The sequence below is a fragment of the Streptomyces zaomyceticus genome (assembly GCF_014656215.1).
Classification (GTDB): Bacteria; Actinomycetota; Actinomycetes; order Streptomycetales; family Streptomycetaceae; genus Streptomyces; species Streptomyces zaomyceticus.
Map to the genome: position 1 here is coordinate 25,752 of NZ_BNBZ01000020.1, position 24,539 is coordinate 50,290.

The window sequence follows — 24,539 nt, forward strand, 5'->3', positions numbered from 1 at the left end:
GGGGCGTCAGCCCCGGTAGGCCTCCAGCAGGCGCAGCCACGCCTCGCTCAGCGTCGGGTACGAGGGGACCGCGTGCCACAGCCGGGCGATGGGGACCTCCCCCACCACGGCGACCGTCGCCGAGTGGACGAGTTCACCGATGCCCGGGCCGACGAAGGAGGCACCCAGCACGACCTCGCGGTCGAGGTCGACGACCATCCGGGCGTGCCCGCGGTAGCCCTGGGCGTAGAGCCCGGCCCCGGCGACCCCGCTCATGTCGAGGTCCACGGCCCTGACGCGGTACCCGGCCCGCTCGGCCTCGGCGAGCGAGAGACCGACGGCGGCCGCCTCGGGGTCACTGAACACCACCTGCGGCACGGCGGCGTGGTCGGCGGTGGCCGCGTGCGCGCCCCAACTCCCGTCGTCCAGGGGCCCGGCGTCCTTCGCGCGGGCGGCGATCGCGGCACCGGCGATCCGGGCCTGGTACTTGCCCTGGTGGGTCAGGAGCGCGCGGTGGTTGACGTCCCCGACGGCATAGAGCCAGTCGCTGCCGGTGACCCTGAGGCTGTCGTCCACGTCGAGCCAGGAGCCCGGCTTCAGGCCGACCGTCTCCAGCCCGATGTCCTCGGTACGGGGTGCCCGGCCGGTCGCGAAGAGGACCTGGTCGCCCTCGACGTGGTCGCCGCCCTCCAGGACCACGGTCACCGGTCCCGTACCCCCGTCGCGTACCACCGCGCTGACGGAGACACCGGTCAGGACGTCCGCGCCGCGCGCCCTGAGGGCCTCGGCCACGTGCTCGCCGACGAAGGGTTCCATCCGGGGCAGCAGGCGCTCGCCCCGTACGAGCATCGTGACCTTCGCGCCGAGGGCGTGCCAGGCGGTGGCCATCTCCACGCCCACCACACCTCCGCCGACCACGATCAGCCGCCCGGGGACCCGGTCGGAGCTGGTCGCCTCACGGCTGGTCCAGGGCCTCGCCCCGGTGATGCCGGGCAGATCGGGGAGGACGGCCCGGCTGCCGGTGCAGACCGCGACCGCGTGGCGGGCGGTGAGGACATGACGCTCGCCCTCGGGCCCCGCGACCTCGACCCGGCGGGGGCCGAGAAGGCGGCCGTGGCCCCGGAAGACCCGCACCCCGATCGAGTCAAGCCAGTCCACCTGGCCGTCGTCCTTCCAGTCGCCGACGACCTCGTCCCGGTGGGCGAAGACCTCGAGGGCGTCGAGCGGACCGTAGACCGACTCGCGCAGCCCGGCGACCTTCCGGGCGTCGGAGCGGGCGATCACGGGGCGCAGCAGCGCCTTGCTGGGCATACAGGCCCAGTACGAGCACTCGCCGCCGATCAGCTCGCTCTCGACGATCGCAGCGCTCAGACCGGCGGCCCGCACCCGGTCGACGACGTTCTCCCCCACCGGTCCCGCCCCCAGGACGACCACGTCGTACTCGTGCTCGGGCGCGCGCCCATGGTCGTGCTCGTGTTCCACCACTCGTGTCATGGGTCCCAGTCTGGCGGGAGCCGTGCCGAATGGCGCGGCTCGCTGCACCTTCGCGCCGGGCGAGTCCCCCGGGGGACCGTGAGGACGCCGCCGGGAGACAGCCACGGACCACGCACGGAACGGTGGAGGGCCCCGAGGACGGCGCCGCCGCACGAAGGCTCCACCGGGCCACGGCCTTCCCCCGTCGGCTCGGGCAGCCGCTCGCGCGTGACGTACCGGCCCGCGGAAGGGAAGCGTGGACATCCCGGACGGATCCCGGAGCCCACGAAGAAGCCCGGAACCACCTCATGGCGGAGAATCCTTATGAGGGCGCGCAGGCATTCACCGACCACGGGGGTCGCCATGACCGAGCTGCCGGAAGCCGACACACGCACGCGTGTCTTTCTCGTGGACGATCACGAGGTCGTCCGCCGGGGACTGCGCGACCTGATCGACGACGAGCCCGACATGCGGGTGGTCGGAGAGGCGTCGACGGTCGACCAGGCCCTCGCCAGAGGGCCCGCGCTGCGACCGGACGTGGCCGTGCTCGACGTACGGCTGCCCGACGGCGACGGGATCTCCGTCTGCCGTGAGCTGCGCTCCCGCCTGCCGGAGCTCGCGTGTCTGATGCTGACGTCGTTCGACGACGAGGACGCCCTCATCGACGCCATCATGGCGGGAGCGGCGGGATACGTGCTCAAGCAGATCAAGGGCTCCGATCTCGTCTCGGCGGTACGGACCGTGGCCACCGGACAGTCGATGCTCGACCCGGCCACCACCGCCCGCCTGATGCGCTCGCTGCGTGCCACCGAGGCGGCGAAGCCGCCGGAGGACGAGCGTCTCGCCGTGCTGTCCGAGCGGGAGCGGTCCGTGCTCGACCTCATCGGCGAGGGGCTCACCAACCGGGAGATCGCCAAACGGCTCTATCTGTCGGAGAAGACGGTCAAGAACCACATCTCGCGGCTCCTGGGCAAGCTGGGAGTGGAACGTCGCGTGCAGGCCGCCGTCATCGCCGCGCAGGCCCACGAGCACGACGCCGGGGGCGAGTAGCGTTCACTCCCGTACGGACCCCAGGGGGACTCGCCAGGCGAGTACCGTGCCGCCCGTCGGTTCCGGTCGGGTACGGACCGACAGGTCGCCGCCCAGACGCTCGGCCCGTTCGGTGAGGTTCCGCAGTCCGCTGCGCGCTCCGCCCGGCGGGATGCCGACGCCGTCGTCGCACACGGTCACGGCCAGGACGCCGTCCTCGGCGACGACGGCCACCTCCGTATGGCGGGCCCCTGCGTGCCGGGCCACATTGGTCAGGGCCTCGCCGATGACGGCGATCACCTCCTCGGCCACCTCGGCCGGCACGTCCGTGTCGAGCAAGCCCTCCATGCGCAGGGCGGCGGCATGTCCGAGGGTCGGGGCCGCCGAGTCGACCACCTTGACGATGCGGTTCCTGAGCCGGGGGACGGCACCTGGGGTGTCGTGCTCCCGGAGGCCGAAGATGGTCGAACGGATGATCTTGATGGTGGCGTCCAGGTCGTCGATCGCGCGGGTCAGCCGGTCCACCGCCTCCGGGTGCTCGACGAACCGGCGGGCGCTCTGCAGGGTCATGCCGGTGGCGAAGAGCCGCTGGATCGCGAGGTCGTGGAGATCGCGGGCGATCCGGTCACGGTCCTCCAGGAGGCTCACCTGCTCGGCGTCGCGACGCCGGTCGGCGAGTTCGAGGGCCAGCGCCGCCTGCCCGGCGAACCCGGGGAGAGCGCCGATCTCGGCGCCCGCGAACGGCGTCCGCCCCCGGCGCCTCGCGAGGATCAGCACGCCGCTGAGCCGTTCCTTCGTCCCGACCGTGACCGCGACGGCCGGTCCGAAGCCCCGCCAGCGTTCGGGCTGTACGGTGACCCGCTCGTCGCTCTCGACGTCGGCCACCGTGATCAGGCCGTCCCTGCCCAGGGCTGCCGCGGCCAGGGTCCCCTCGCTGCTCGGGAGCACGACTCCCCGGTGCGCCTCGGCCCCGTCGCCGCGGGCCAGCGAACCCCGTAGTTCACCGCCGGACCCGACCAGATAGAAGACCCCCATGTCGGCGCCCGCGATGTCCACCGCCTCCTCCAGCATCCCGCCCAGGACCTCGGACTCCTCCGCGCCGGACAGGAGGGCGCTCGTCAGGTCCGAGCTCGCCGCCAGCCAGCGCTGCCTCAGACCGCTCTCCTCGTACAGGCGGGCGTTCTCGATGGCGATGCCGGCCGCGACCGCCAGGGTCGTCACGACAGCCTCGTCCTCGGAGTCGAAGTCGGCGGCTCCACGCTTCTCGGTGAGGTAGAGGTTGCCGAAGACCTCGTCACGGACACGGATGGGGACGCCGAGGAACGAGTGCATCGGCGGGTGGTGCGGCGGGAAGCCGTACGAGGCGGGATGGTCCGACAGCTCGGACAGGCGCAGCGGCACGGGGTTGCGGATCAGCTCGCCGAGGATGCCGTGGCCCGAGGGCAGATCGCCGATCCGGCTCCGCAGCTCGTCGTCGATCCCGATCGGCAGGAACTCGGAGAGCCTCTCGTCGCCGCCGACGACTCCCAACGCCCCGTACTCGGCGTCCACCAGCGTCACCGCCGCCTCCACGATGCCCCGCAGCACCTGGGGCAGGTCCAGCTCCCTTCCCACGGACATCACGGCTTCGAGCAGGCCGTTGAGGCGGTCCCGGGTGCCCCGCACCTCGTCGATGCGTACCTGGAGCTCCTCTAGCAGTTCGTCCAGCTTCAGCCGCGGGATCCCGGGGCCCGCGGATCCCGGGTTCTCCCGGCCGCCCATCGCACCCTCCGCCCGATCTCCCGGCACACGTGGCCCACCCCCCTTCACGGTAGTCCGGGGGCGGCCCGCGGTCCTGTCGGAGTCCCCGTCCGAAGGAATGTCCCCGCCCCGGCGGCCGGTCCCCGTGCGAAGGCCTGTCCGCGCCCCGGCGGCCGGTCCCCGTGCGAAGGCCTGTCCGCGCCCCGGCGGCCGGTCCCCGTGCGAAGGCCTGTCCGCGCCCCGGCGGCCGGTCCCCGTGCGATCGAGCGCCGCTCAGGCCAGGGACGGTGGACCATTCGGCCCTCGCCACCCCCCACCCGCGCGTCGGAGGTTGGTGACGCGGGGAGCGCTCCTTCCGCACCCTCCGGCCCTCGAACAGGAGGTACGGCGATGAAGCACCTGAAGATCGGCGATCTCATGACCGACGACGTGGTCTCCGCCGTCCCCGCGACCTCGTTCAAGGAGGTGGCGAAGCTGCTCGCCGAGCACGACATCAGCGGGGTCCCGGTGGTGGACGCGGACGACCACGTCGTCGGAGTCGTCTCCGAGAGTGATCTCCTGGCCCGTGACGAACCGGCGGCGCTGGACCTGATGACCAGGCCGGCCATCACGGTCCACGCCGAGGAGACGGTGCCGGACGCGGCACGGCTGATGGTGCGGCGCGGAGTCGAGCGCCTCCCGGTGGTCGACGAGGAGGAGCGCCTGGTGGACATCGTGACCCGCCGCGACCTGCTCCGCGTCTACCTCCGCCCCGACGCGGAGATACGCGACCGCATCCGTGAGGACGTCCTCGCGGACGCCCTGCACCTGCCCGGGGACGCGGTGGACGTGCACGTCCTCGACAGCGTGGTGACGCTCGCCGGTCGTGTCCGGCGCCGTAGCCAGGCCCTGATGCTCGTCCGGCTCGCCGAGAGCCTGGACGGCGTCGTCGCCGTCGTCGACCAGCTGGCCTTCCACGCGGACGACACACCTCACCCGCCCCCGGCCCGCGCCCCGCACCCCGTCATCCGGTGACCCCTCGCAGACAGGACGAACCGTGTCCACCACCCCTCTGACCCGCCCCCTCGTGGCGTCGCTGATCGAAGACGCCGTCAGGGAGGAGCCCGCGCGTCTCCAGTGGCCGGCCCGGGGCTGCCGGCCAGGACTCGGGGCTGCCGGCCCGGACACGTCCAACGCTCAGGGGGTGGCCGCGAGTTCGGTTCCGATGTGGTGCGCCCGGGCCCGGATCCGCTCCGGGCTGCGGAAGTCCCCGCCCTTGCCCTGCCGGACCAGGGCACCGGCGATCGGGCCGGGTGTCTCGGCGGTCACCGCTCCGCCGAAGGTGATGTGCTCCCGTGCGCCGAGCTTCCGCATGCGACGGAACGATCCGTGACGGAACTCCGAGTGCGCCCCGTCCTCGGTGCTCTCACCGCGCTCGGCACTCACCGTGACGACATCGCCGTCCGCCCTGATGGTGATGTCCTCCGGGTCCACGCCGGGCAGTTCGGCCCGCAGCACGCAGACGCCGCCGTCGGTGGACATCTCCACCGGGATGGAGTGGGCGGCCGTCGCGGGGCGCCATCCGGGCAGTCCCGGGAATTCCCTGTCGAACAGGACGTTGAAGTCGGGGAAGAGGCTGTGTCCGCGTTCCCTGTTACCTCCGGTCATCGTCCCCTCCTGGTCCGTGGTCCTGGGACCGGGGTGGCACTCAGGACCGGTCACGGAGCCGGACCCGGCTCCGTATCCCACTCTTCCCGGGGTCCCGCACACGGAGGAGTGCCACACGGGGCCGCCAGGGCCAGGATCGCATCGTCTACACATCTCGGAGGCAGGAAAACATGAGCACCGTAGAGCTCACCAAGGACAACTTCGACGAAGTCGTGAGCGGCAACGCGTTCGTCCTGATCGACTTCTGGGCTTCCTGGTGCGGTCCCTGCCGTCAGTTCGCCCCGGTCTTCGAGGCCGCGTCGGAGCGTCACCAGGACCTGGTGTTCGCCAAGGTGGACACCGAGGCGCAGCAGGAGCTGGCGGCGGCTTTCGAGATCCGCTCGATCCCGACGCTGATGATCGTGCGGGACAATGTGGCGATCTTCGCGCAGCCCGGCGCCCTGCCGGAGGCCGCGCTCGAGGACGTCATCGGCCAGGCGCGGAAGCTGGACATGGACGAGGTCCGCAAGTCCGTCGAGGACGCCAAGCAGGCGTGACCCACCGCGAGGGGGGTACGGGAGTGACTCCCGTACCCCCCTCGTGTGCGTTCCGGTGCGGTGCCGCCCGGTCCCGTGCCGTCCGGAGGGTCAGCGCTCCAGGACCAGGGCGAGCCCCTGGCCGACGCCGATGCAGAGCGCCGCGAGGCCGGTGCCCGAGCCGGCGGCGGCCAGCTGGTGGGCGACCGATCCCGCGAGGCGGGCACCGGACGCGCCCAGGGGGTGACCGATGGCGACGGCGCCGCCGCGCGGGTTCACTATCTCGGGGTCGAGTTCCGGCCATTCCGCGAGGCAGCCGAGCGACTGGGCGGCGAAGGCCTCGTTCAGCTCGAAGGTCCGCAGGTCTCCGAAGGAGCGCCCGGCCCTGTCCAGGGCCCGCCGGGCCGCCTCGACCGGCCCGAGGCCGAAGAGCTGGGGCTCGATGCCGGTGACGGCGGACGTCCGGATCCGGGCGAGCGGCTCCCGGCCGGTCTCGCGCAGTCCTTCCTCGTCGACGAGCAGCAGGGCCGCCGCGCCGTCGTTGAGCGGCGAGGAGTTGCCCGCCGTGACGGTGCCTCCCTGGGGGCGGAAGGAGGGCTTCAGCTTGGCGAGGGCCTCCATGGACGTGGAGTCGCGGATGCACTCGTCGCGGCCGAGCTCGACCCCCGGGTAGGGGACGACCTCGTCGTCGTACAGCCCCTTCGCCCACGCCTCGGCCGCCTTGCGGTGGCTGGCGAGCGCGAAGGCGTCCTGCCGCTCCCGGGTGATGCCGTGCTTGTCGGCGATCAGCTCCGCGCCCTCACCGAGCGCGACCGTCCACTCGGCGGGCATACGGGGGTTCGTCATGCGCCAGCCGAGGGTCGTCGAGTGGAGCTGCTGGTGGCCCGCCGGGAAGGCCCTCTCGGGCTTCTGCAGGACCCAGGGGGCCCGTGACATCGACTCGACGCCGCCGGCGATCGCCACGGAGGCGTCACCGAGGGCGATGGCGCGGGCCGCCTGGATGACCGCTTCGAGACCGGAGCCGCAGAGTCGGTTGACGGTGACGCCGGGGACGGAGACGGGCAGTCCGGCGAGCAGGACGGCCATCCGGGCCACGTCGCGGTTGTCCTCGCCGGCACCGTTGGCGTCACCGAAGTAGACGTCGTCGACGCGGGCGGGGTCGAGCGCGGGCGAGCGGTCGACGAGGGACCGGACGACGTGTGCCGCGAGGTCGTCGGGGCGCACGGAGGCGAGGGCGCCCCCGAACTTCCCTATCGGGGTGCGGACGGCGTCGACGATGTAGACGTCGCGGATGCTCATCGGTTCTCTCCCACGTGACCTTCGGAACGACTCTGTTCGCCTGGTGACAAGACTTTCACCCCGAAGGCTTTCGTCTTGGCGCGCGCGCAGAGTCTCTGCCGGGAGGACGGCCGTGTCAACGGGCCGTTTCGCGACACGGCGGGGGAAGGCGCCCCAGGTCAGTCCCGTGCCACCGGGCGGACGAGGGCGGTCAGGCCGTAGTCGAGCTCACGCCCGTCGACGAGCAGCGCCTCCACCGTCGGCGTCTCGGGGTCGATGTCGGCCCTGATGCCGTGCCCTTCGTAGATCGGGTAGCCGGACTCGCCGTGCCGCCCGGTGGCCTCCACGACGGCCGAGCGGACGGCGCTGTCCGTGACGGAGGCGCCGCCCCTGTCCTCGACGTGCGCGGGCACCAGCAGGATCTCGAAACGCTGCGGAACTGTGCTCATGCACCGACGCTAAACGCTCAGCTCGACTCCCGCCGGACGACCTCCGAGGCCAGCAGGGCGCGGGTGCGGGGCGGGGACTCGGGTTCCCGTACGGCCCGGTCGACCAGCTCGGCCAGCTCGCGCCCGAGGACCATGTCGATCCGTACGGTGCTGAGGCGGGGCCGCAGCAGCCGGCCCAGCAGCAGGTCGTCGGCGCCGACGACGGCGGTGTCCTCCGGAACCGCGACGCCGGCGTCCTGGAGCGCACGCATCAGGAGCATCGCGTACTCGTCGTTGTAGGCGAAGACGCCGTCGAGGCCGAGCTCGCGCCAGCGGGCGGCCAGACCGGCGGCCGACTCCTCCTCGTACCGCAGGGGCAGGGGGACGACGGTGGCGTCGGTGCCCTCGACGGCGCGCCGCGCGCCGTCGAGACGCGGTCCGGAGAACATCGCGAGGCCCGGCTCCTCGGGTATGACGACGCCGATCCGGCGCCGGCCGCTCTCCACCAGGTGGGCGGTGGCCGCCTCGCCCACCCTGCCCTGGTCCATGACGAGGGCGTGGGTGCCCTCGACCTCCTGGGTGCCGAGGGTGATGACGGCCCGCGCCCCGGACCGCTTGAGGATCTCGACGCCCTGTCCGGTGAGCTGGACCTCGCCGAGCGAGACCACGGCCACCGGCCGGAGCTCCGCCCAGGCGCGGGCGGCCTCCTCGCCCTCCAGGCCGACGCTGCCGTACTGGACCACCGTGTAGTCGAGGCGCCGCAGCGCCCACTGGAACTCGTTGAAGAACTGGCTGTACAGCGGTCCCACCGGGACGTGGGAGGCCGGCAGCAGCACCATCCGGCTGTGGCCGGCGCGCAGGCTGCGGGCGGCGGCGTGGGGCACGTACCCCAGTTCCTCGGCCGCTTCGCGCACGCGGCGGCGGGTGGGCTCGCTGATGCGGACGGCCGAGGTGTTGTTGAGGACGTACGAGACGGTGGCCCGGGAGACACCCGCGAGGCGGGCGACATCGGCGCTGGTCGGGACCGCGCGCCCGGTGGGGCGTTCGGGGGAGTGTTCGGTTGGCTGGCTCATCGCTCCGGCATCTTTCCAGAACAATCCGGCCCCGGCTCTGGCGGATGGCCGGAATCGAGTGCTACACAATGCTCACACGTGTCACTGACACGTGTAACTATCTCGCTCGATCCGCCTCTCGCCCCCTCGTCGGGCGATCTCCCCCAGGAGGGCACCGTGGCCCTTTCCTCCCGCGAAAACAGCTCCGGAACCGGCTCCGGGACAGAACCGGAAACCGGCGCGCCGGGCCCCGGCTCACCCTCGGTCCCACGGCCGACGCGCGGCCTGCTGCCCCTGCTCCTCGCCGGGAACACCGCCATGTACGCCTTGTACGTCGGCGTTCCCGGCATGCTCCTCGCCCTCCAGATCGAGGACATCTCCCCCGCCGACAAGGTCGCCGCCTTCGGCCTCGTCTCCGGGATATCCGCGGTCTTCGCCACCGTCTTCAACCCGGTCGCGGGCGCCCTCTCGGACCGCTCGGGCCGGCGCAACCCGTGGATCCTCGCGGGCGGACTGCTCACCGTCCCGGTGATGCTGCTCCTCGGCAGCGTGCACACGATCCTGCTCGTGACCATCGCCTGGTGTCTGGGCCAGGCCGTCATGAACGTCTACCAGGCGGCCCTGACCTCCGTGGTGCCCGACCGGGTCCCCGTGGCCGCCCGGGGCAAGGCCTCGGCCGCCGTCGGCCTCGGTCTCCCCGTCGGCTCGACGATCGGCGCCCTCGTCGGCGCCGCCTTCTCCGAGGACTACCGCACCGGCTATCTGGTCTTCGGCGCGATAATCGCCGCCACCGCCGTGCTGTTCTCGGCCTGCGCCCGCGAACAGCGCATGCCCGCCAAGGCCCCGCTGCCGGTCGGGCAGCAGCTCGCGGCCTTCGGCAGCGCCCTCAAGGAGCACGACTTCCGCTGGGCCTTCATCGGCCGCGCCCTGCTGGTCCTCGGCTACTTCGCGGTGGCCGGATTCCAGCTGTACATCCTCAAGGACCACACCGAACTGCCCGCCGGGCTGAGCCCCGAGGAGGCCGTGGCGATCCTGATGCCGCTCAACGCGGTCGCCATGGTGGTCTCCACCGTGCTCGGCGGCTGGCTGTCGGACCGCTACGACCGGCGCAAGCTCTTCGTGGGTGCCTCGGCGGCGCTCGCCGCCGTCGCGCTCCTCGTCCCGGCCTTCTCGACGAGCTGGACGGCGATGCTCGCCTTCTCCGCCGTCAACGGCCTCGGCTTCGGCTGCTACATGGCCGTCGACACCGCCCTGGTGACCATGGTGCTGCCGACGGCCGGGGACGCGGCCCGTGACATGGGTGTCCTCAACGTCGCCAACGCGGGTCCGCAGATCGTCGCCCCCTTCGTGGCCTCGCTGGTCGTCTCGCTGAGTGGCGGATACACGGCACTGTTCTTGATCGCCGCCGTACTGTCGGTGCTCGGCGCACTCGCCGTGCGCCCCATCCGCAGCGTGCGCTGACCCCGGTCGGCGCCCGCAGAGCACCGTCGGAAAGGCGGCACCGTGCGCCTGCACACCACCACCTGGGGATCCGGTGACCGGATCGCCCTGCTCGTCCACGGCCTCATGGCCGACCACCGCACCTGGCGGCGGGTCGGACCGGCGCTCTCGGAACGTGGCTACCGGGTGGTCGCGGTGGACCTGCGGGGGCACGGGGCCAGCGGACGTGCCGCGGGCCCGGAGGGCTACCGGCCGGAGGACTACGCCGACGATCTCGTCGAAACCCTCCCGGCCGGCGCGGAGCTGGCCGTCGGGCACTCGCTCGGCGGGCTGGTCCTGGCCCTCGCCCTGGAGCGGCTGAAGCCGGTCCGCGCGGTCTACTCCGACCCCGCCTGGCACCTGCGGTCGGGGCCGGCCGGCTACCGGGCGGCGGCCTTCGTCCGGGGCGCGACCATGACCCGGGAGCAGGTCCGCGGATTCAACCCGGACTGGTCGGACGAGGACCTCGACACCGAGATGGCGTCGGTGGGGGTATGGGACGCGCGCTCCGCCCACGGTCTCGAGGACTTCGTGGGGGCCGATCTGTGGCCCGCCCGGGCCGCCGTTCCCTCCCTGGTGGTGCGGGCCGATCCGAGCTCGCTGGTGTGGCCCGAGGACGCCGCGATGCTGGAGGATCGCGGGTTCACGGTCCGTACGGTGGCGAAGGCGGGGCACACCGTCCACCGGGACGACTTCGACGGGTTCATGTCCGCCCTGGACGACTGGATCTGACGTACCGTTCAGCCATGGACGACGCGTCGATGGACTCCTCGATGGTGGGACTGCTCGGCCGCGTGACCGGCACGATCGGGCCCGGTCTCGTCGGTGAGGTGATCGTCCGGATCCGGGGCGGTGCCGAGCACTTCCTCGCCCATCCGGCCTCCCCGAAGGAGCGGATCGATGTCGGAACGGTCGTGATGGTCATGGAACATCTCCCTCCACGCACCGTCTATGTCACAGCCGCGTACGACAGTTGACGCAACCGTTGAGCCGCGGCCCGCACGGGCGCACACTCCCTTCACCGGATCCGCACCGGCTCCGGTGAAGGGGGACCTTGTCCATGGGCATCGGCATCCTTGCGGGCGTCGTCGTCGGCGCCTTCGCCGTTCTCATCGCTGTGTTCAAAATGATGTGGCGCGTCGCGGAACCCAACGAGGCGCTGATCATCTCCGGTTCCAACCACAAGAACGAGGGCCTCGGCGCGGGTATGGGGTTCCGGATCGTCACCGGTCGCGGCACGCTCGTGCTGCCCGGGGTCCAGGCGGTGCGCAAGCTCTCGCTCGATCTCAACGAGACCCAGCTGTCCGTCGAGTGCGTCACCCACCAGGGCATTCCGCTCAAGGTCCGCGGCGTGGTGATCTTCAAGGTCGGTGACGACTTCGTGTCGATCGCCAACGCCGCACGCCGCTTCCTCGACCAGCAGAAGCTGATGAGCGAGCGGGTGCACATCGTCTTCGCCGGCCATCTCCGCGCCATCGTCGGCGGGTTGACCGTGGAGGACATGATCCGTGACCGGGAGAAGCTGACCGGGCAGGCCCGTTCGGCCTGTGGCACGGAGATGGAGAAACTCGGCCTGATCGTCGACTCCCTGCAGATCCACGAGATCGAGGACCCGACCGGGTACATCAAGAACCTGGCCGCCCCGCACGCGGCCGCCGTCCAGCGGGACGCGCGGATCGCGCAGGCCGAGGCGAACCGGCGGGCGACCGAGGCCGAACAGCAGGCCGCGGCACGCATGTCGGAGGCGACCCGCGACAGCGAGATCCTCCAGGCGGGATACCAGGCCGAGCGGGACCAGGCCTCCGCGAAGGCCAGGCAGGCCGGTCCGCTGGCCGAGGCGGCCTCGCGCCAGGAGGTCGTCGTCCAGGAGACCCGGGTCGCCGAGCTGGAGGGACACCGCAAGGAGCAGCAGCTCCAGGCGGAGGTCCGCAAGCCTGCGGACGCGATGGCGTACGAGACCCGGACGCTGGCCGCGGCCGAGCGTGACGCCCGTATCTCTGCGGCCGAGGCCGATGCGAAGGAGACCGAGCTGGCGAGCGCGGCCGAGGCCACGGCGACCCGGCTCACCGGTGAGGCCGAGGCGGCGGCGCAGCACGCCAGGGGCCTCGCGGTCGCGGAGGCGACACGGGCGAAGGGTCTGGCGGAGGCCGAGGCGATCAAGGCCCGTGCGGCGGCGCTCGCCGAGAACCAGGAGGCCGTGGTCGCCCAGCAACTGGCCGAGAAGTGGCCGGAGATCGTCTCCGCGGGTGCGTCGGCGTTCGGGAACGTGGACCAGATGGTGCTGCTCAACGGCGCCGACGGCATGGCGGACGTGTTCGCCAAGGCGCTGACCATGGGCGGCACCGGACTCGGCCTGGCCCGGCAGTTGCTCTCCACGATGAACCCGGCCGCTCAGGAGCGGATGGGCGTGGCGGTTCCGCCGGCGCCGCGGGCGTCGGAGGAGAGCGTCGAGATCACGGTCGGCGACGAGAAGTAGCGCGCCGGGCTGTCGTACGGGGCGACCCGTGTCGCACAGGGGCGGGGCCCGGTGGCGTCGTGCCACCGGGCCCCTGTCCCGCACCCCGTCGGCTCCCCGCCTCGCTCTGTGCTCGGCTGCGCGCGTCGGCCGTGCTCGCTGGGCCGTGCTTATCTGGCCGTGCTTGCCTGGCCGTGGTGCCATGATGCGGCGAACGAGGCGCCGCAGTCGTGGCGCCTCGGTTTGGACGCCTCGGCCCCGGCGCCTCAGTTGTGGCCGAACTTCCGTTCCTTGCGGTGCGACGCGTGCTCGACGAGCGGCATCGTGCTGTCCCTCTTCGGAACCGCCGCGGTCTGTTCCTTCGCGGCCGCATCGGTACGGTGCTCATGGCCGCCGGTACGGGCTCCCCGGTTGGTCCGGGTCTGTTTCTTGCCCACGATCGTGCCTCCCGTGACGGGTGTCGGACTGTGGTCCGTATCCCCTCAGCCTGGCACGGGGGCGCGAAAGCCGCATGTCAGGCGGCTGCCCCCACGACCCGCGTGAAGGCGGCCAGCGTCGGCGCGCCCGAGGCCCGGTCGAGCACGGCGAAGACGATCTCCTCGAAGTGGCCGGCGAAGCGGCCGTCTCCGGTGAGCAGCGCCCTGAACGCACCCGCGACCTGCTCCGGGTCGTTCTGGAAGACCCCGCAGCCCCAGGCGCCGAGCACCAGCCGGCGGTATCCGGTCGCGGCCGCCGTCTCCAGGACCCGCTCCGCGCGGGACGCGAGGGCGGTGGGCAGCCGGCCGGCGAGTGCGGGAGTGCGGCGGCGGACGACGCCCGCGTTGGGGGCCGGGGAGGTGAGGAAGCCGACGGTGAAGGGCTCGTCGAGAAGGGCTCCCCTGTCGTCACGGAAGACCGGCACCCGGGGCGAGTGGATGACCCGGTCGGTGTAGAAGGCGTCCCGTTCCTCGCGGTGGTGGGCGTAGTAGTCGGGAGCGCGGAGCAGGGTGGCGTGGAGGGCGGAGGATCTGCAGAGCGCCTCCTCCTGGGCCTGGGCGCCGTTGAGGTAGCCGCCGCCGGGGTTGCGGGCGGAGGCGAAGTTCAGGACGGCGACCGGGCGGGTGGCGTCGGCGGTGGTCATCCGGCGGGCGGCGACCAGGCTGCTCTCGCCGGTGACGTCGAGGGTGGGGGTGCGGTGGGTGTCGGGCGTGACCGGGACCGGTTCGGGTCCGTGGAGACGGGTTTCGGCCAGGGCCACGGTCAGGTCCTCGGCGAGGGAGACGGTCCGGCCGTCCGGGGCCCGGTAGTGGCCCGCGGCGACGATCTCCTCGGTCTGCCGCGCGATCGCGCGCAGTCGTGCACTCATGACCTCAGGATGATCGTTTCGACCCGGCCGGGACAACAGGATTTCCCGGGGCCGGACCGGGACGTCCCCGGACTTCCCGGGACCGTACGACGGTCTTCCGGGGACGCCGCGTGACCGGGCAATTTCGGCCGGGCGGGGGCACAGGGGGCGCGTTCGGCCGGTCCGGGGCGCTCTTGCACGCCGCCCGGTGGTGGCTTTAGGTGGAAGCAACGACTCTCCGGGGCCCGGTCCCGGACGACCGGCCCGATGACCAGGAGGTGCACGGATGTCGTCGAGCGGCATACCGCGTGGCGGCCGCCCACTCAGCGAGACGGAGGCGGAGGACCTGCTGCGATGTATCTGCTTCAAGACCGGCCCGCCCCGGACCGTGGGGGTGGAGCTGGAGTGGCTCGTCCACGAGCTGCGTGACCCTCGGCTCCCCGTACGGCCGCCAAGGCTCGCGGCGGCCCTCGACACCGTGCGGTCCCTGCCGCTGGTGTCCTCCCTGACGTTCGAACCCGGCGGGCAGCTGGAGCTCAGCTCGCGCCCGGCCGGTTCGCTCATGGAATGTCTCGACTCCCTCGCCGCCGATCTGCGGGCGGTACGGTCGGCGCTCGGGCCGCTCGGCCTCACCCTCAGCGGCTACGGGGTGGATCCCTGGCACGCGCCGCGCGGCCGGGTGCTCCACGAGCCCCGGTACGACGCGATGGAGACCGCCCTCGACCGTACGGGCCCGGCGGGACGGGCGATGATGTGCGAATCGGCCTCGGTCCAGATCTGTCTCGACGCCGGCCTGGAGGAACCCGGCCCGCTCGGCTACCACCGGAGATGGCGGCTCGCGCATCTGCTGGGCGCCGTGCTCGTGGCCGCCTTCGCCAACTCGCCGCTGCACGGCGGCCGTCCCACCGGCTGGCGCTCGACACGGCAGTCGCTGTGGACGGACCTCGATCCCCGGCGGGCGCTCGCGCCGTCGCCGGACGGTGAGCCGCGCGCGGAGTGGGCGGCGCACGTCCTGGACACACCGGTGATGTGCGTACGGGCCGACGAGGGCCCCTGGGCCGTACCGGAGGGGCTGACCTTCCGCGAGTGGCTGCGTACCGGCCTGCCCCGGCCCGCGGACGTCGACGACCTGCGCTATCACATGACGACGTTGTTCCCTCCGGTGCGGCCGCGCGGTCATCTGGAGCTGCGGATGGTCGACGCGCAGCCGGGGACGGACGGGTGGATGGTTCCGGTGGCGGTGACGACGGCGGTGTTCGACGACCCGGAGGCGGCGGAGACCGTGTACCGGGCGGTGAAGCCGCTCGCGGAGCGGGCGGGTGACGGCCCGGCTCCCCGTAATCCGCTGTGGCTGTCGGCGGCCCGCGACGGACTCGCCGACCCCGAACTGCACGCGGCGGCGCGCACGGTGTTCGCCACCGCGCTGGAGGCACTGCCCCGGATCGGGGCGAGCGAGGAGGTGCGGCGGGCGGTCGCCGCATTCCAGGAGCGGTACGTGGTTCCCGGGAACTGCCCGGCCGACGACTTCGAGGCGGTGGCGTCATGACGACGACGGAGACAGGACCTCGGACCGATCCGGAGGCCCTGCGCCGGCGGGCCCTGGAGGCGCTGACCGTCGCGCGGGACCGTACGGCGCTGCTCACCTCCTGTGTCGACGACGGGGAACTCACCGCCCAGCACTCCCCCTTGATGTCTCCGCTGGTCTGGGACCTGGCGCACATCGGCAACCAGGAGGAGCAGTGGCTGTGGCGGGCCGTCGCGGGCCGGGAGGCACTGCGGCCCGAGATCGACTCCCTCTACGACGCCTTCGAGCACCCGCGCGCCACCCGTCCGTCGCTGCCGCTCCTCGCACCCGGGGAGGCCCGCGCCTACGCGGCGGACGTGCGGCTCCGGGTCCTCGACGTGCTGGAGCGCACCCCCTTCGAGGGGCGGCCTCTCCTCGACGCCGCCTTCGCGTTCGGCATGATCGCCCAGCACGAACAGCAGCACGACGAGACGATGCTGATCACCCATCAGCTGCGGAAGGGGCCGGTCGCCCTGACCGCTCCCCCGCCCCCGGCCCCGCGCGGCGGCCCACTGCCCGCCGAAGTCCTCGTCCCGGGCGGTCCGTTCACCATGGGGACCTCGGACGAGCCCTGGGCCCTCGACAACGAGCGGCCGGCGCACCCCAGGGTCGTACCCTCCTTCCACATCGACACCACTCCCGTCACCAACGGCGCCTACCTGGCGTTCATCGCCGACGGCGGGTACACGGAGCGGCGCTGGTGGCGGCCGGAGGGCTGGGCACAGATCCGGGAGCACGGCATCGCGGCACCCCTGTTCTGGCGCGGGGACGGCACGCAGTGGCTGCGCCGCCGGTTCGGGGTGACGGAGCCGGTACCCGAGGACGAACCGGTCATGCACGTCAGCTGGTACGAGGCGGACGCCTACGCGCGCTGGGCGGGACGCCGACTGCCGACCGAGGCCGAGTGGGAGAAGGCCGCGCGGTACGACCCCGTCTCGGGGCGTTCGCGCCGCTATCCGTGGGGCGACGCCGACCCGGGCCCCGAGCACGCCAATCTCGGGCAGCGTCATCTGCGGCCCGCGGCGGCGGGCAGCTATCCGGAGGGTGCTTCGCCGCTCGGGGTACGGCAGTTGATCGGTGACGTGTGGGAGTGGACGGCGAGCGACTTCCTGCCGTACCCGGGGTTCACCGCCTTCCCCTACAAGGAGTACTCGGAGGTGTTCTTCGGTCCGGAGCACAAGGTGCTCCGGGGCGGTTCGTTCGCGGTGGACCGGGTCGCCTGCCGGGGCACCTTCCGCAACTGGGACCTGCCGGTGCGCCGCCAGATCTTCTCCGGCTTCCGCACCGCCCGGAACGCGGAGCTCGACTGATGTGCCGTCATATCGCCTACCTGGGCGCACCGGTGGCTCTCGGCGAGCTGATCGTCCGGCCGGAGCACGCCCTGCTGCGCCAGTCCTGGGAGCCCCGCACCCAGAGCAGCGGTGTGGTGAACGCCGACGGCTTCGGGGTGGGCTGGTACGCCGAGGACGATCCGGTGCCCGCGCGGTACCGGCGCCCGGGCCCCATCTGGGGCGACCTGTCCTTCGCCGACCTGGCGCGGGTGGTGCGCTCCGGGGCGCTGCTCGCCGCCGTCCGCGGCGCGACGCTGCCGGGCGCCGACGGGGAGGCGGCGGCGGCGCCGTTCGCCGCCGGGCCCTGGCTCTTCAGCCACAACGGCGCCGTCCCGGGCTGGCCCGACTCCCTGGAGCCGCTCGCCGGAACCCTGACGGCCGGCGAACTCCTCCGGATGGAGGCCCGCACCGACTCGGCGCTGCTCTGGGCGCTGGTCCTGCACCGGTTGCGGTCCGGCGACGCGCCGGGTCCGGCCCTGGCCGACACGGTGCGGGAGGCCGCCGCGGCGGCCCCCGGCGCCGGGCTGAACCTGCTGCTCACCGACGGCACGCGGATCGCGGCGACCGCCTGGGAGAACAGCCTCTGGTGTCTGAAGGCCCCCGACCGGGTGGTCGTGGCCTCCGAACCGTACGACGACGATCCGCGCTGGCGGGAGGTCCCCGAGCACACGCTCGTGACCGCCACCCGCGCCGATGTCACCCTCACCCCGCTCAAGGAGCCCTCCGCGTGAGCCCGTTCCAGCTGACCCGCACCCTCGCCCCCGACGCCGCCGGCGCCGACCTGCGCGCCGACGTCCTCCACGGGCTGACCCGCTCCCCCAAGGAGCTGCCGCCGAAATGGTTCTACGACGCCCGGGGCAGTGAGCTCTTCGAGGAGATCACCCGGCTGCCCGAGTACTACCCGACGCGGGCCGAGCGGGAGATCCTCAAGGAGCGGGCCCCGGAGATCGCCGCCGCCACCGGGGCCAGGACCCTGGTGGAGCTGGGCTCCGGCTCCTCCGAGAAGACCCGGTTCCTGATCGACGCGCTGCTGCCCGGTCTGGACAGCTATGTGCCCGTCGACGTGAGCGAGTCCGCGCTGACCGGTGCGGCCGAGTCGCTGCTCGCCGAGCGGCCCGAGCTGCGGGTGCACGCCCTGATCGCCGACTTCACCCGGGGGCTGGCGCTGCCCGGGACACCGGGACCGCGCCTGGTGGCGTTCCTCGGCGGCACGATCGGCAACCTTCTGCCCGGCGAGCGGCGGACCTTCCTCCGTTCGGTGCGGGCGATGCTCACCCCTGGTGACGCCCTGCTGCTGGGCACGGACCTGGTGAAGGACGAGGAGACGCTCGTGACCGCCTACGACGACGCGGCGGGGGTGACGGCCGCCTTCAACAAGAACGTCCTGTCCGTGATCGACCGGGAGCTGAGCGCGGACTTCGACCCGGACGCCTTCGACCACGTGGCGGTGTGGGACCCCGATCGGGAATGGATCGAGATGCGGCTGCGGGCCCGCCGCGCGCTCACCGTGAAGATCCCCGAGCTGGACCTCCTGGTGCAGTTCACGGCGGGCGAGGAGATGCGGACGGAGGTGTCCGCGAAGTTCCGTCAGGCGGGTGTCCGGGCCGAGCTCGCGGAGGCGGGCCTCGACCTGGACCGCTGGTGGACCGACAGCGAGGGCAGGTTCGCGCTGTCGCTGGCGACGGCCCGCTGAGCGGCGGCCGCCAGGGCCCGCCGGTCCGGGTACCGGGCGGCGGGCAGCGGTTCCGCGAGCCGGACGACGGCGGTGAGCCGACGGGTGGAGACGACCCGCCACAGTGAGGAGCCGAGCGGATCGTCCCCGACGTACGCGGCGGCGTCGGTGGGCCGGTACGCGATCCGTACCGGCTGTACGGCGCTTCCGGCGTCCAGGGCCGCCTGGAAAGCGGCCGGCCGGAAGCGCCCCCGGGCCCGTCCGCACCAGGTGGATCCCTCGGGAAAGACGATCACCCGGCCGCCGTCCGCGAGGACCCCGGCCATGGCGTGCACGGTGCCCGGCAGGGCCCTGAGCCCGTCCCGGTCGATGAAGAGGGTGCCGCCGAGCGCGGCGAGCGTGCCGAGGACGGGCCAGCGGCGCACCTCCGACTTGGCGACCGCCCTGCCGGGCAGCGCCGCCGCGATCAGCGGTATGTCGAGCCAGGAGACATGGTTGGCGACCACGAGGAGCGGGCCGCCGGACGGGGCGGGCGCTCCCTCGTACCGGACGTGGACGCCGAAGGCGCGGACCACCGCGCGCAGCCAGTGGCGGACGAGCGCGAGGCGGCCGGCGGCCGGGAGGAGTCCGGCGGCCGGCGCGAGCAGGATGCCGAGGAGGAGGGCGCAGAGTCCGGCGGTCAGCCGGGCCGCGGCCCGGACGCTCCCGACCCGGTCGGCCGCCCCGTGTCCGTGGGGACGGTGGGCTCTCCCGACGGCAAGACCCAGCCCGGGGCGGGCGGACTCGGGACGGGCGGTCTCGGGACGGGCGGCCTTGAGACGGGTGGTCGCGGGAGGGGCGGTCTCGGGATGGGCGGCGCAGTGGCCCGAGGTGCAGGGCGCCGTGGGGAGCCACGGCGAGAGGGCCGTGGTCCCGTTCACCGTGCCGGGGCGAGCGAGAGGAAGTGGTTGAGGTAGCGCGGGTTGATCCGGCGCAGCGAGAGCAGGACGTAGACGTCGGCGACGCCGAAGTCCGGGTCGTACGCCGGAGCGCCGCAGACCCAGGCGCCGAGCCGGAGGTAGCCGCGCAGCAGCGGCGGGAGCTCGGTGCGGCCCTCCGGGCGGGCGACGCCCTCGGCGTTCCAGAGCCTGTGCGGGGTGACCCAGTACTCCTCCGGGGCCAGGTGCCTGCTCCTGACGGTGTCCCAGGCGGCGGCGGCGAGGGTGCCGCCGTCGGCGAGCGGGAGGGAGCAGCACCCGGCGAGCCAGTTGTGGCCGGTGTCCGTCATGTAGCGGGCGAGACCGGCCCAGATGAGGGCGATGACGGCGCCGTTGCGGTGGGCGGGGTGGACGCAGGAACGGCCGACCTCCACCAGGTCGTGCCGGATCGGGGCGAGCCGGGTGAGGTCGAACTCGCTCTCGGAGTAGAGGCGCCCGGCGACGGCGGCCCGGTCGGGCGGCAGGATGCGGTAGGTGCCGACGACCTCGCCGGTGGTCTCCTCCCGTACGAGGAGGTGGTCGCAGTACGCGTCGAAGGCGTCGGTGTCCAGGCCGGGCTCCGGGCCGTCGAGCCGGGCGCCGAACTCGCCCGCGAACACCTGGTGGCGCAGCCGCTGGGCGGCGCGGACGTCCTCCTGGTGCCGGGCGAGACCGACGACGTACCGGGGCGAGGGCTCCTCGCCGGGCGTCTGCGGCGCGAGCGGCTCGGCGTCCGCCCGGGCGGGGACGGTCAGGGGCTGGGTGGGAACGGCGAGCGGCTGGGCGGAGACGGCGAGCGTGGGGGTCGGTGCGGCGGCCATGTCGGGTTCCTCCGGCGTACGGAAGGGGAAGGGTCGGCGCCGGGCCGTGTGAGCGGTGGCCCGGCTCCTTACTTCTTCCGTGACCGGCTGGATTCGACATGACCGTCCGGCGGCTCGCGGGTGTGGAGGCGCTGAATGCTATTCGGCGAGGGTGTCGGTGATCTCGGTCGAGGCCCGCTTGGCGGCCTTCAGCGGATCCTCGCCCTGGAGGACGGCGGTCATGTAGGGCTTGATGGGGTTGTCGCCCTCGACGTTCGCCCACTGCGGGGAGTTGGGGGTGGCCCGGCCGCGCGCGGCGCCCTTGGCCATGACGGCGGTGGCCTCCTGGCCGGCGACGACGGAGGCGAGGCCCTTCTTGTTGGGCACGTAGCCCATGGCGCGGGCGAGTTCGGACTGCCACTTCTCGCCGGCGAGCGCCTTGACGACCTCGAGGGCGGCACCGCGCTGGGGCGCGTTCTCCGGGATGATCAGGTCGGAGCCGCCGGTGAAGACGGCGCAGGGCCGGCCCGCCTCGGCGCCGGGTATTGGGAAGTAGCCGAGCTTGTCCTTGAGTCCCGGGTTGGTCTTGAGGATCGCGGCGACGGCGCTGGGCGTGGCGATGAGCTGGGCCACGTCGCCCTTGGCGAAGACGTCGGCCTGCGGCGGATTCTGCTCGTCGGCGTCCTTCGGTCCGGAGCCGAGGGACTGGAGCGCCTTGTAGTAGGCCATGCCCCGCTGGGCCGCCGGGCTGTCGAGCGCGCCGGTCCACTCGCCGCCCTTGTCGGTGGCGAGTTCGCCGCCCTCGTCCCAGATGAAGCCCGCGAGGGTGTACCAGTCCTGCCCGGCGAGGTAGATGCCCTGGGATCCGTTGCTGTTGAGCTTCTCGGTGTCGGCGAGCCACTCGGTGCGGGTGGCCGGCGGCTTGTCGATGCCCGCGTCCGAGAACAGGTCCTTGTTGTAGATGACGATGCGGTTCGCCGCGTACCAGGGGATGCCGTACTGGGATCCGCCGATGCTGCCGGGCTCGGCGAGACCGGGCAGCCAGTCGTCGCTGCCGAGGTCGCGGACGGACTCCAGGGTGAGGTCGTAGAGCTTCTCTGTGTCGGCGTACTGGGCGACCTGGGTGTTGCCGACCTCGATGACGTCGGGTCCGCCGGAGCCCTGGATCGCCTCGGTGACCTTCTTTCCGATGCCCGTCCACTCCTGGATGGTGACCTTGAGGTCGACGCCGTCGTGCTCGTCCTCGTAGGCCTCGGTGAAGCGGTTGATGAAGTCCTCGCTGGCGCTGTCCCGCATGAGCCAGATGTTGACGGTCTTCGTTCCGCCGCCCGCGCCCGGCAGCATCCCGCAGCCGGCGAGGGCGAGCGCGGTGGCGGCTGCCAGGGGGCAGACGAGATGGCGGTTCTTCACGTAGGTCACCTTCTGCGGTTCAGCACAGGGTCGTGCGGCATGGGGGGCTGACCCGACATGGGGGGACCGAACGGGGTGTTCGCGCGGGTATGTGGCCTGGATTCTGGTCTGGACCAACGGGATGGTCAAGTCCTTGACCATCCCGTTCCACGCCCCGGACGCACCATCTGTTCCGTTACCAACGGTAACTACCCGTCGGTCGCTTTTGGTCGGCCGATTCGGCGATTTCCCGGCCGACTTCCACGGCGCCTTCCTCAGCGGCTCCACGGCGACTGCCTCGGCGGCTCCACGGCGACCGCCGCGACGGCTTCCACCCCGGCCGTCGCGGCGGCTCCGCCGACGGCCGGCAGGGCGACCGCCGCCGCGACCGGGGCATCGGCCACCCGGCCGTCGTCGTGTCGCGGACCGACGCGGCCTGGGGCACCGTGGAGGGACCGCACCGAGAGGAGTTCGGCCCCCATGTCGAATCACACCTACCGCGTCACCGAGATCGTCGGCACGTCCACCGAGGGCGTCGACGAGGCCATCCGCAACGGCATCAACCGCGCCTCGCAGACACTGAGGGGCCTCGACTGGTTCGAGGTGACACAGGTCCGCGGCCATATCGTCGACGGCGCCATCGAGCACTACCAGGTCGGCCTGAAGGTCGGCTTCCGTCTGGAGGACGAGGCCTGACCCCGCCTCCGCTCAGGTCCGGCCCTCCTTCTCCTGGGCGTCCCTCAGCTCCTGCGACGGGGTCGCCCACAGGGCGCGTACGACGTGGAATCCGGCCGCCTCCGCCGCGTCGCAGACCAGCAGGTCGTCGTCGACGAGCATCCTGATCGCGCGGTCGGCGCCGAGCCGCCGCAGGGTCTCCACCTTGGTCACCCTGGCCGGCCGGAAGTCCCGGTTGCGGCGCATGTGGACCGGCCCCTCCGGAAGCCCCTGCGCCGACAGCCATTCCAGGGTGGCCCGGCGGCAGCGCTCCGGCCGCCCGGTGAGATAGACGATGTCGCACTCCTCGGCCGCCTCGCGGCACAGCGCGATCCCCTCGTCCAGCGGCGGATCGTCGGGCGCCGCGGCGAAAAAGGCGTCCCAGTCCTTGGGGCGCCGCTCCAGGAAGTGCTGGCGGTGCGCGGTCGCGGCGAGCGTGTTGTCGAGGTCGAAGACGGCCAGAGGCCGGTTGTTGTCGGCTGTCACGGGCTCAGCCTAGGAGCCGCCTCGGACATCCCCGCCCGTTCCCGACGCCCGGCGACCCGACGACCACGCCTGGGCGTCCGAGCCTTGGGATAGGGTGCCGCCGAGACGGACGCGCTCGGTCCTCACGAGCCGCGCGAAGGACGGACACGGCGGCCGGCCGGGAGGGACCTGGATGCTGCAGGCGTTGGGGCTGAGTCTGCCCGAAGAGGCCGTCTACACCGCACTGCTGACCCGCCCGACCGCCTCCGCGCACGACCTCGTACGCCAGACCGGCCTCGAGAGTCCCGACGTCACCCGCGTCCTCGCCGATCTGTCGGCCCGTGGCCTGGTCGCGATCGCCGCCGAGGCCGGGGACGGGATCCCGCCCGCCGGGGCCGGGACGTCCGACTCCCCCGACAGAGGGGCCGACCGGGCACCCGCCCGTTACCGGCTCACCCCGCCCTCCGTGGCCCTGGCCCCGCTCCTCGTCGAGCAGCGCAACGCGCTTCACCGGGCCGAGGCCGCGTTCTCGATCCTGACCGAGCAGTACCGCAGCACCGCCGCGCATCCCGCGGGCAGCGTCGTGGAGGTCGTCGTCGGAGTGGAGCAGGTCGCGCACCGGTTCCACCAGCTGCAGCGCGGAGCGCAGCGGGAGTTGCTCGTGTTCCTGATCGGGGAGCCGATCGCGGTGGCCCGCGAGGACGCCGACGTCTCGGAGAGTTCCGCGCTGGACCGGGGAGTCGACTTCCGGGTCGTGGCCGCCAAGGACTACCTCGACGGTCCCGGAGTGGGACGGGAGGTACGGGCGGCCATCTCGGCGGGCCTGGAGATTCGCCTGGCCGAGGACCTGCCGCTGAAGATGATGGTGTCGGACCGGGAACGCGCCATGGTGCCGCTGGACATGGCGGACTCCGACGGTGAGCCGAGCGCCATCGTGGTGCACCGCAGCGGTCTGCTGACGGCCCTGGTCCACCTCTTCGAGCGGGAATGGGACCAGGCCCGGCCGCTGTTCGACACCTCCACGGGGTTGCGCGCGGAGCCGGCTGCCGAGGACCGTCCGACCGAGGGGGAGCTGGAGGTCCTCGCGCTGCTGCTGGCGGGGATCTCCGACCGGCGGGTGGCCACCCAGCTCGGCCTCTCGATCCGCACCGTGGAGCGACGCACCCGCCGGCTGATGGACCTCGCCGGAGCGGACTCCCGCCTGCAACTCGGATGGCACGCCGCACGCGCGGGCTGGCTCTGACCTCCT

26 protein-coding genes are annotated in these 24,539 nt (G+C 72.8%); 13 read left to right on the forward strand and 13 right to left on the reverse strand.

Annotation, left to right across the window (positions count from 1 at the left end; genetic code table 11):
- Positions 1–6: 6 nt before the first annotated feature.
- Positions 7–1,473, reverse strand: a complete 1,467-nt coding sequence (locus IE311_RS24105; RefSeq protein ID WP_189833879.1) for a dihydrolipoyl dehydrogenase family protein — start codon at positions 1,471–1,473, stop codon at positions 7–9.
- A gap of 342 nt (positions 1,474–1,815) precedes the next feature.
- On the opposite strand from IE311_RS24105, the gene IE311_RS24110 reads away from it, so the two are divergent.
- The gene (locus IE311_RS24110) at positions 1,816–2,502 is read left to right on the forward strand and encodes a response regulator (protein WP_189833880.1); all 687 of its coding nucleotides are present in this window, start codon (positions 1,816–1,818) and stop codon (positions 2,500–2,502) included.
- A 3-nt stretch (positions 2,503–2,505) separates the two neighbouring features.
- Here IE311_RS24110 and IE311_RS24115 read toward each other — a convergent pair whose 3' ends face one another.
- Positions 2,506–4,242, reverse strand: a complete 1,737-nt coding sequence (locus IE311_RS24115) for a sensor histidine kinase (RefSeq protein WP_189833881.1) — start codon at positions 4,240–4,242, stop codon at positions 2,506–2,508.
- Positions 4,243–4,611: 369 nt separating this feature from the next.
- On the opposite strand from IE311_RS24115, the gene IE311_RS24120 reads away from it, so the two are divergent.
- The gene (locus tag IE311_RS24120) at positions 4,612–5,235 is read left to right on the forward strand and encodes a CBS domain-containing protein (protein ID WP_189833882.1); all 624 of its coding nucleotides are present in this window, start codon (positions 4,612–4,614) and stop codon (positions 5,233–5,235) included.
- Between the two features lie 162 nt (positions 5,236–5,397).
- On the opposite strand, the gene IE311_RS24125 is transcribed toward IE311_RS24120, so the two are convergent.
- The gene (locus tag IE311_RS24125; RefSeq protein WP_189833883.1) at positions 5,398–5,868 is read right to left on the reverse strand and encodes an Hsp20/alpha crystallin family protein; all 471 of its coding nucleotides are present in this window, start codon (positions 5,866–5,868) and stop codon (positions 5,398–5,400) included.
- A gap of 140 nt (positions 5,869–6,008) precedes the next feature.
- Here IE311_RS24125 and trxA point away from each other — a divergent pair, with 140 nt between their 5' ends.
- Positions 6,009–6,404, forward strand: coding sequence for a thioredoxin (gene trxA, locus IE311_RS24130; RefSeq protein WP_268257204.1), 396 nt, complete (start codon positions 6,009–6,011; stop codon positions 6,402–6,404).
- Positions 6,405–6,494: 90 nt separating this feature from the next.
- Here trxA and IE311_RS24135 read toward each other — a convergent pair whose 3' ends face one another.
- From IE311_RS24135 to IE311_RS24145, 3 genes are all read right to left on the reverse strand, one after another.
- On the reverse strand, positions 6,495–7,682 hold the full coding sequence (locus tag IE311_RS24135) for a thiolase family protein (protein ID WP_189833884.1): 1,188 nt from the start codon (positions 7,680–7,682) through the stop codon (positions 6,495–6,497).
- Positions 7,683–7,840: 158 nt separating this feature from the next.
- Positions 7,841–8,110, reverse strand: a complete 270-nt coding sequence (locus IE311_RS24140) for a hypothetical protein (RefSeq protein ID WP_189833885.1) — start codon at positions 8,108–8,110, stop codon at positions 7,841–7,843.
- 17 nt (positions 8,111–8,127) lie between these two features.
- Complete coding sequence (locus IE311_RS24145) at positions 8,128–9,162, reverse strand: LacI family DNA-binding transcriptional regulator (protein WP_189833886.1); 1,035 nt, start codon at positions 9,160–9,162, stop codon at positions 8,128–8,130.
- A gap of 297 nt (positions 9,163–9,459) precedes the next feature.
- On the opposite strand from IE311_RS24145, the gene IE311_RS24150 reads away from it, so the two are divergent.
- From IE311_RS24150 to IE311_RS24165, 4 genes are all read left to right on the forward strand, one after another.
- Positions 9,460–10,602, forward strand: coding sequence for an MFS transporter (locus IE311_RS24150; protein WP_229902115.1), 1,143 nt, complete (start codon positions 9,460–9,462; stop codon positions 10,600–10,602).
- Between the two features lie 42 nt (positions 10,603–10,644).
- A complete protein-coding gene (locus IE311_RS24155; RefSeq protein WP_189833888.1) occupies positions 10,645–11,352 on the forward strand; it encodes an alpha/beta fold hydrolase in 708 nt (235 codons plus the stop codon).
- Between the two features lie 14 nt (positions 11,353–11,366).
- The gene (locus tag IE311_RS24160; RefSeq protein WP_189833889.1) at positions 11,367–11,597 is read left to right on the forward strand and encodes a hypothetical protein; all 231 of its coding nucleotides are present in this window, start codon (positions 11,367–11,369) and stop codon (positions 11,595–11,597) included.
- Between the two features lie 83 nt (positions 11,598–11,680).
- Entirely contained in the window at positions 11,681–13,096 is a 1,416-nt protein-coding gene (locus IE311_RS24165) for a flotillin family protein (RefSeq protein ID WP_189833890.1), read from the forward strand.
- Between the two features lie 245 nt (positions 13,097–13,341).
- On the opposite strand, the gene IE311_RS24170 is transcribed toward IE311_RS24165, so the two are convergent.
- Positions 13,342–13,512, reverse strand: a complete 171-nt coding sequence (locus IE311_RS24170; RefSeq protein WP_189833891.1) for a hypothetical protein — start codon at positions 13,510–13,512, stop codon at positions 13,342–13,344.
- Positions 13,513–13,589: 77 nt separating this feature from the next.
- Positions 13,590–14,420 carry a TIGR02452 family protein gene (locus IE311_RS24175; protein WP_189833892.1) on the reverse strand — a complete coding sequence of 277 codons (831 nt, stop codon included), beginning with the start codon at positions 14,418–14,420 and terminating at the stop codon, positions 13,590–13,592.
- 265 nt (positions 14,421–14,685) lie between these two features.
- On the opposite strand from IE311_RS24175, the gene egtA reads away from it, so the two are divergent.
- Genes egtA through egtD form a run of 4 tightly spaced genes read left to right on the forward strand, consistent with a single transcriptional unit; the run spans position 14,686 to position 18,987 of the window.
- The gene (egtA, locus tag IE311_RS24180) at positions 14,686–15,945 is read left to right on the forward strand and encodes an ergothioneine biosynthesis glutamate--cysteine ligase EgtA (protein ID WP_189833893.1); all 1,260 of its coding nucleotides are present in this window, start codon (positions 14,686–14,688) and stop codon (positions 15,943–15,945) included.
- Positions 15,942–17,273: an ergothioneine biosynthesis protein EgtB gene (gene egtB / locus IE311_RS24185; RefSeq protein WP_189833894.1), complete on the forward strand. Its 1,332-nt coding sequence runs from the start codon at positions 15,942–15,944 to the stop codon at positions 17,271–17,273. The genes egtA and egtB overlap by 4 nt, the downstream gene beginning before the upstream one ends.
- Positions 17,273–18,025: an ergothioneine biosynthesis protein EgtC gene (gene egtC, locus IE311_RS24190; RefSeq protein WP_189833895.1), complete on the forward strand. Its 753-nt coding sequence runs from the start codon at positions 17,273–17,275 to the stop codon at positions 18,023–18,025. Before egtB ends, egtC begins: the two co-directional genes overlap by 1 nt.
- Positions 18,022–18,987: an L-histidine N(alpha)-methyltransferase gene (gene egtD / locus IE311_RS24195; protein ID WP_189833896.1), complete on the forward strand. Its 966-nt coding sequence runs from the start codon at positions 18,022–18,024 to the stop codon at positions 18,985–18,987. The genes egtC and egtD overlap by 4 nt, the downstream gene beginning before the upstream one ends.
- Here the strand turns inward: egtD and IE311_RS24200 are convergent.
- From IE311_RS24200 to IE311_RS24215, 4 genes are all read right to left on the reverse strand, one after another.
- A complete protein-coding gene (locus tag IE311_RS24200) occupies positions 18,882–19,886 on the reverse strand; it encodes a lysophospholipid acyltransferase family protein (protein ID WP_229902116.1) in 1,005 nt (334 codons plus the stop codon). The genes egtD and IE311_RS24200 overlap by 106 nt on opposite strands.
- Positions 19,883–20,743 carry a GNAT family N-acetyltransferase gene (locus IE311_RS24205; protein WP_189833897.1) on the reverse strand — a complete coding sequence of 287 codons (861 nt, stop codon included), beginning with the start codon at positions 20,741–20,743 and terminating at the stop codon, positions 19,883–19,885. The genes IE311_RS24200 and IE311_RS24205 overlap by 4 nt, the downstream gene beginning before the upstream one ends.
- 138 nt (positions 20,744–20,881) lie before the next feature.
- Positions 20,882–22,132 carry an extracellular solute-binding protein gene (locus tag IE311_RS24210; RefSeq protein ID WP_189833898.1) on the reverse strand — a complete coding sequence of 417 codons (1,251 nt, stop codon included), beginning with the start codon at positions 22,130–22,132 and terminating at the stop codon, positions 20,882–20,884.
- A 254-nt stretch (positions 22,133–22,386) separates the two neighbouring features.
- Positions 22,387–22,593, reverse strand: a complete 207-nt coding sequence (locus tag IE311_RS24215) for a hypothetical protein (RefSeq protein ID WP_189833899.1) — start codon at positions 22,591–22,593, stop codon at positions 22,387–22,389.
- Between IE311_RS24215 and IE311_RS24220 the strand changes: the two genes are divergently transcribed.
- Positions 22,592–22,807 (forward strand): dodecin, encoded by a 216-nt coding sequence (locus IE311_RS24220; RefSeq protein ID WP_189833900.1) that lies wholly within the window; start codon positions 22,592–22,594, stop codon positions 22,805–22,807. The genes IE311_RS24215 and IE311_RS24220 overlap by 2 nt on opposite strands.
- A gap of 12 nt (positions 22,808–22,819) precedes the next feature.
- On the opposite strand, the gene IE311_RS24225 is transcribed toward IE311_RS24220, so the two are convergent.
- Positions 22,820–23,311, reverse strand: a complete 492-nt coding sequence (locus tag IE311_RS24225; RefSeq protein ID WP_189833901.1) for a phosphatase domain-containing protein — start codon at positions 23,309–23,311, stop codon at positions 22,820–22,822.
- A gap of 172 nt (positions 23,312–23,483) precedes the next feature.
- Between IE311_RS24225 and IE311_RS24230 the strand changes: the two genes are divergently transcribed.
- On the forward strand, positions 23,484–24,533 hold the full coding sequence (locus IE311_RS24230) for a helix-turn-helix domain-containing protein (protein ID WP_189833902.1): 1,050 nt from the start codon (positions 23,484–23,486) through the stop codon (positions 24,531–24,533).
- The last annotated feature ends 6 nt before the right edge of the window (positions 24,534–24,539 follow it).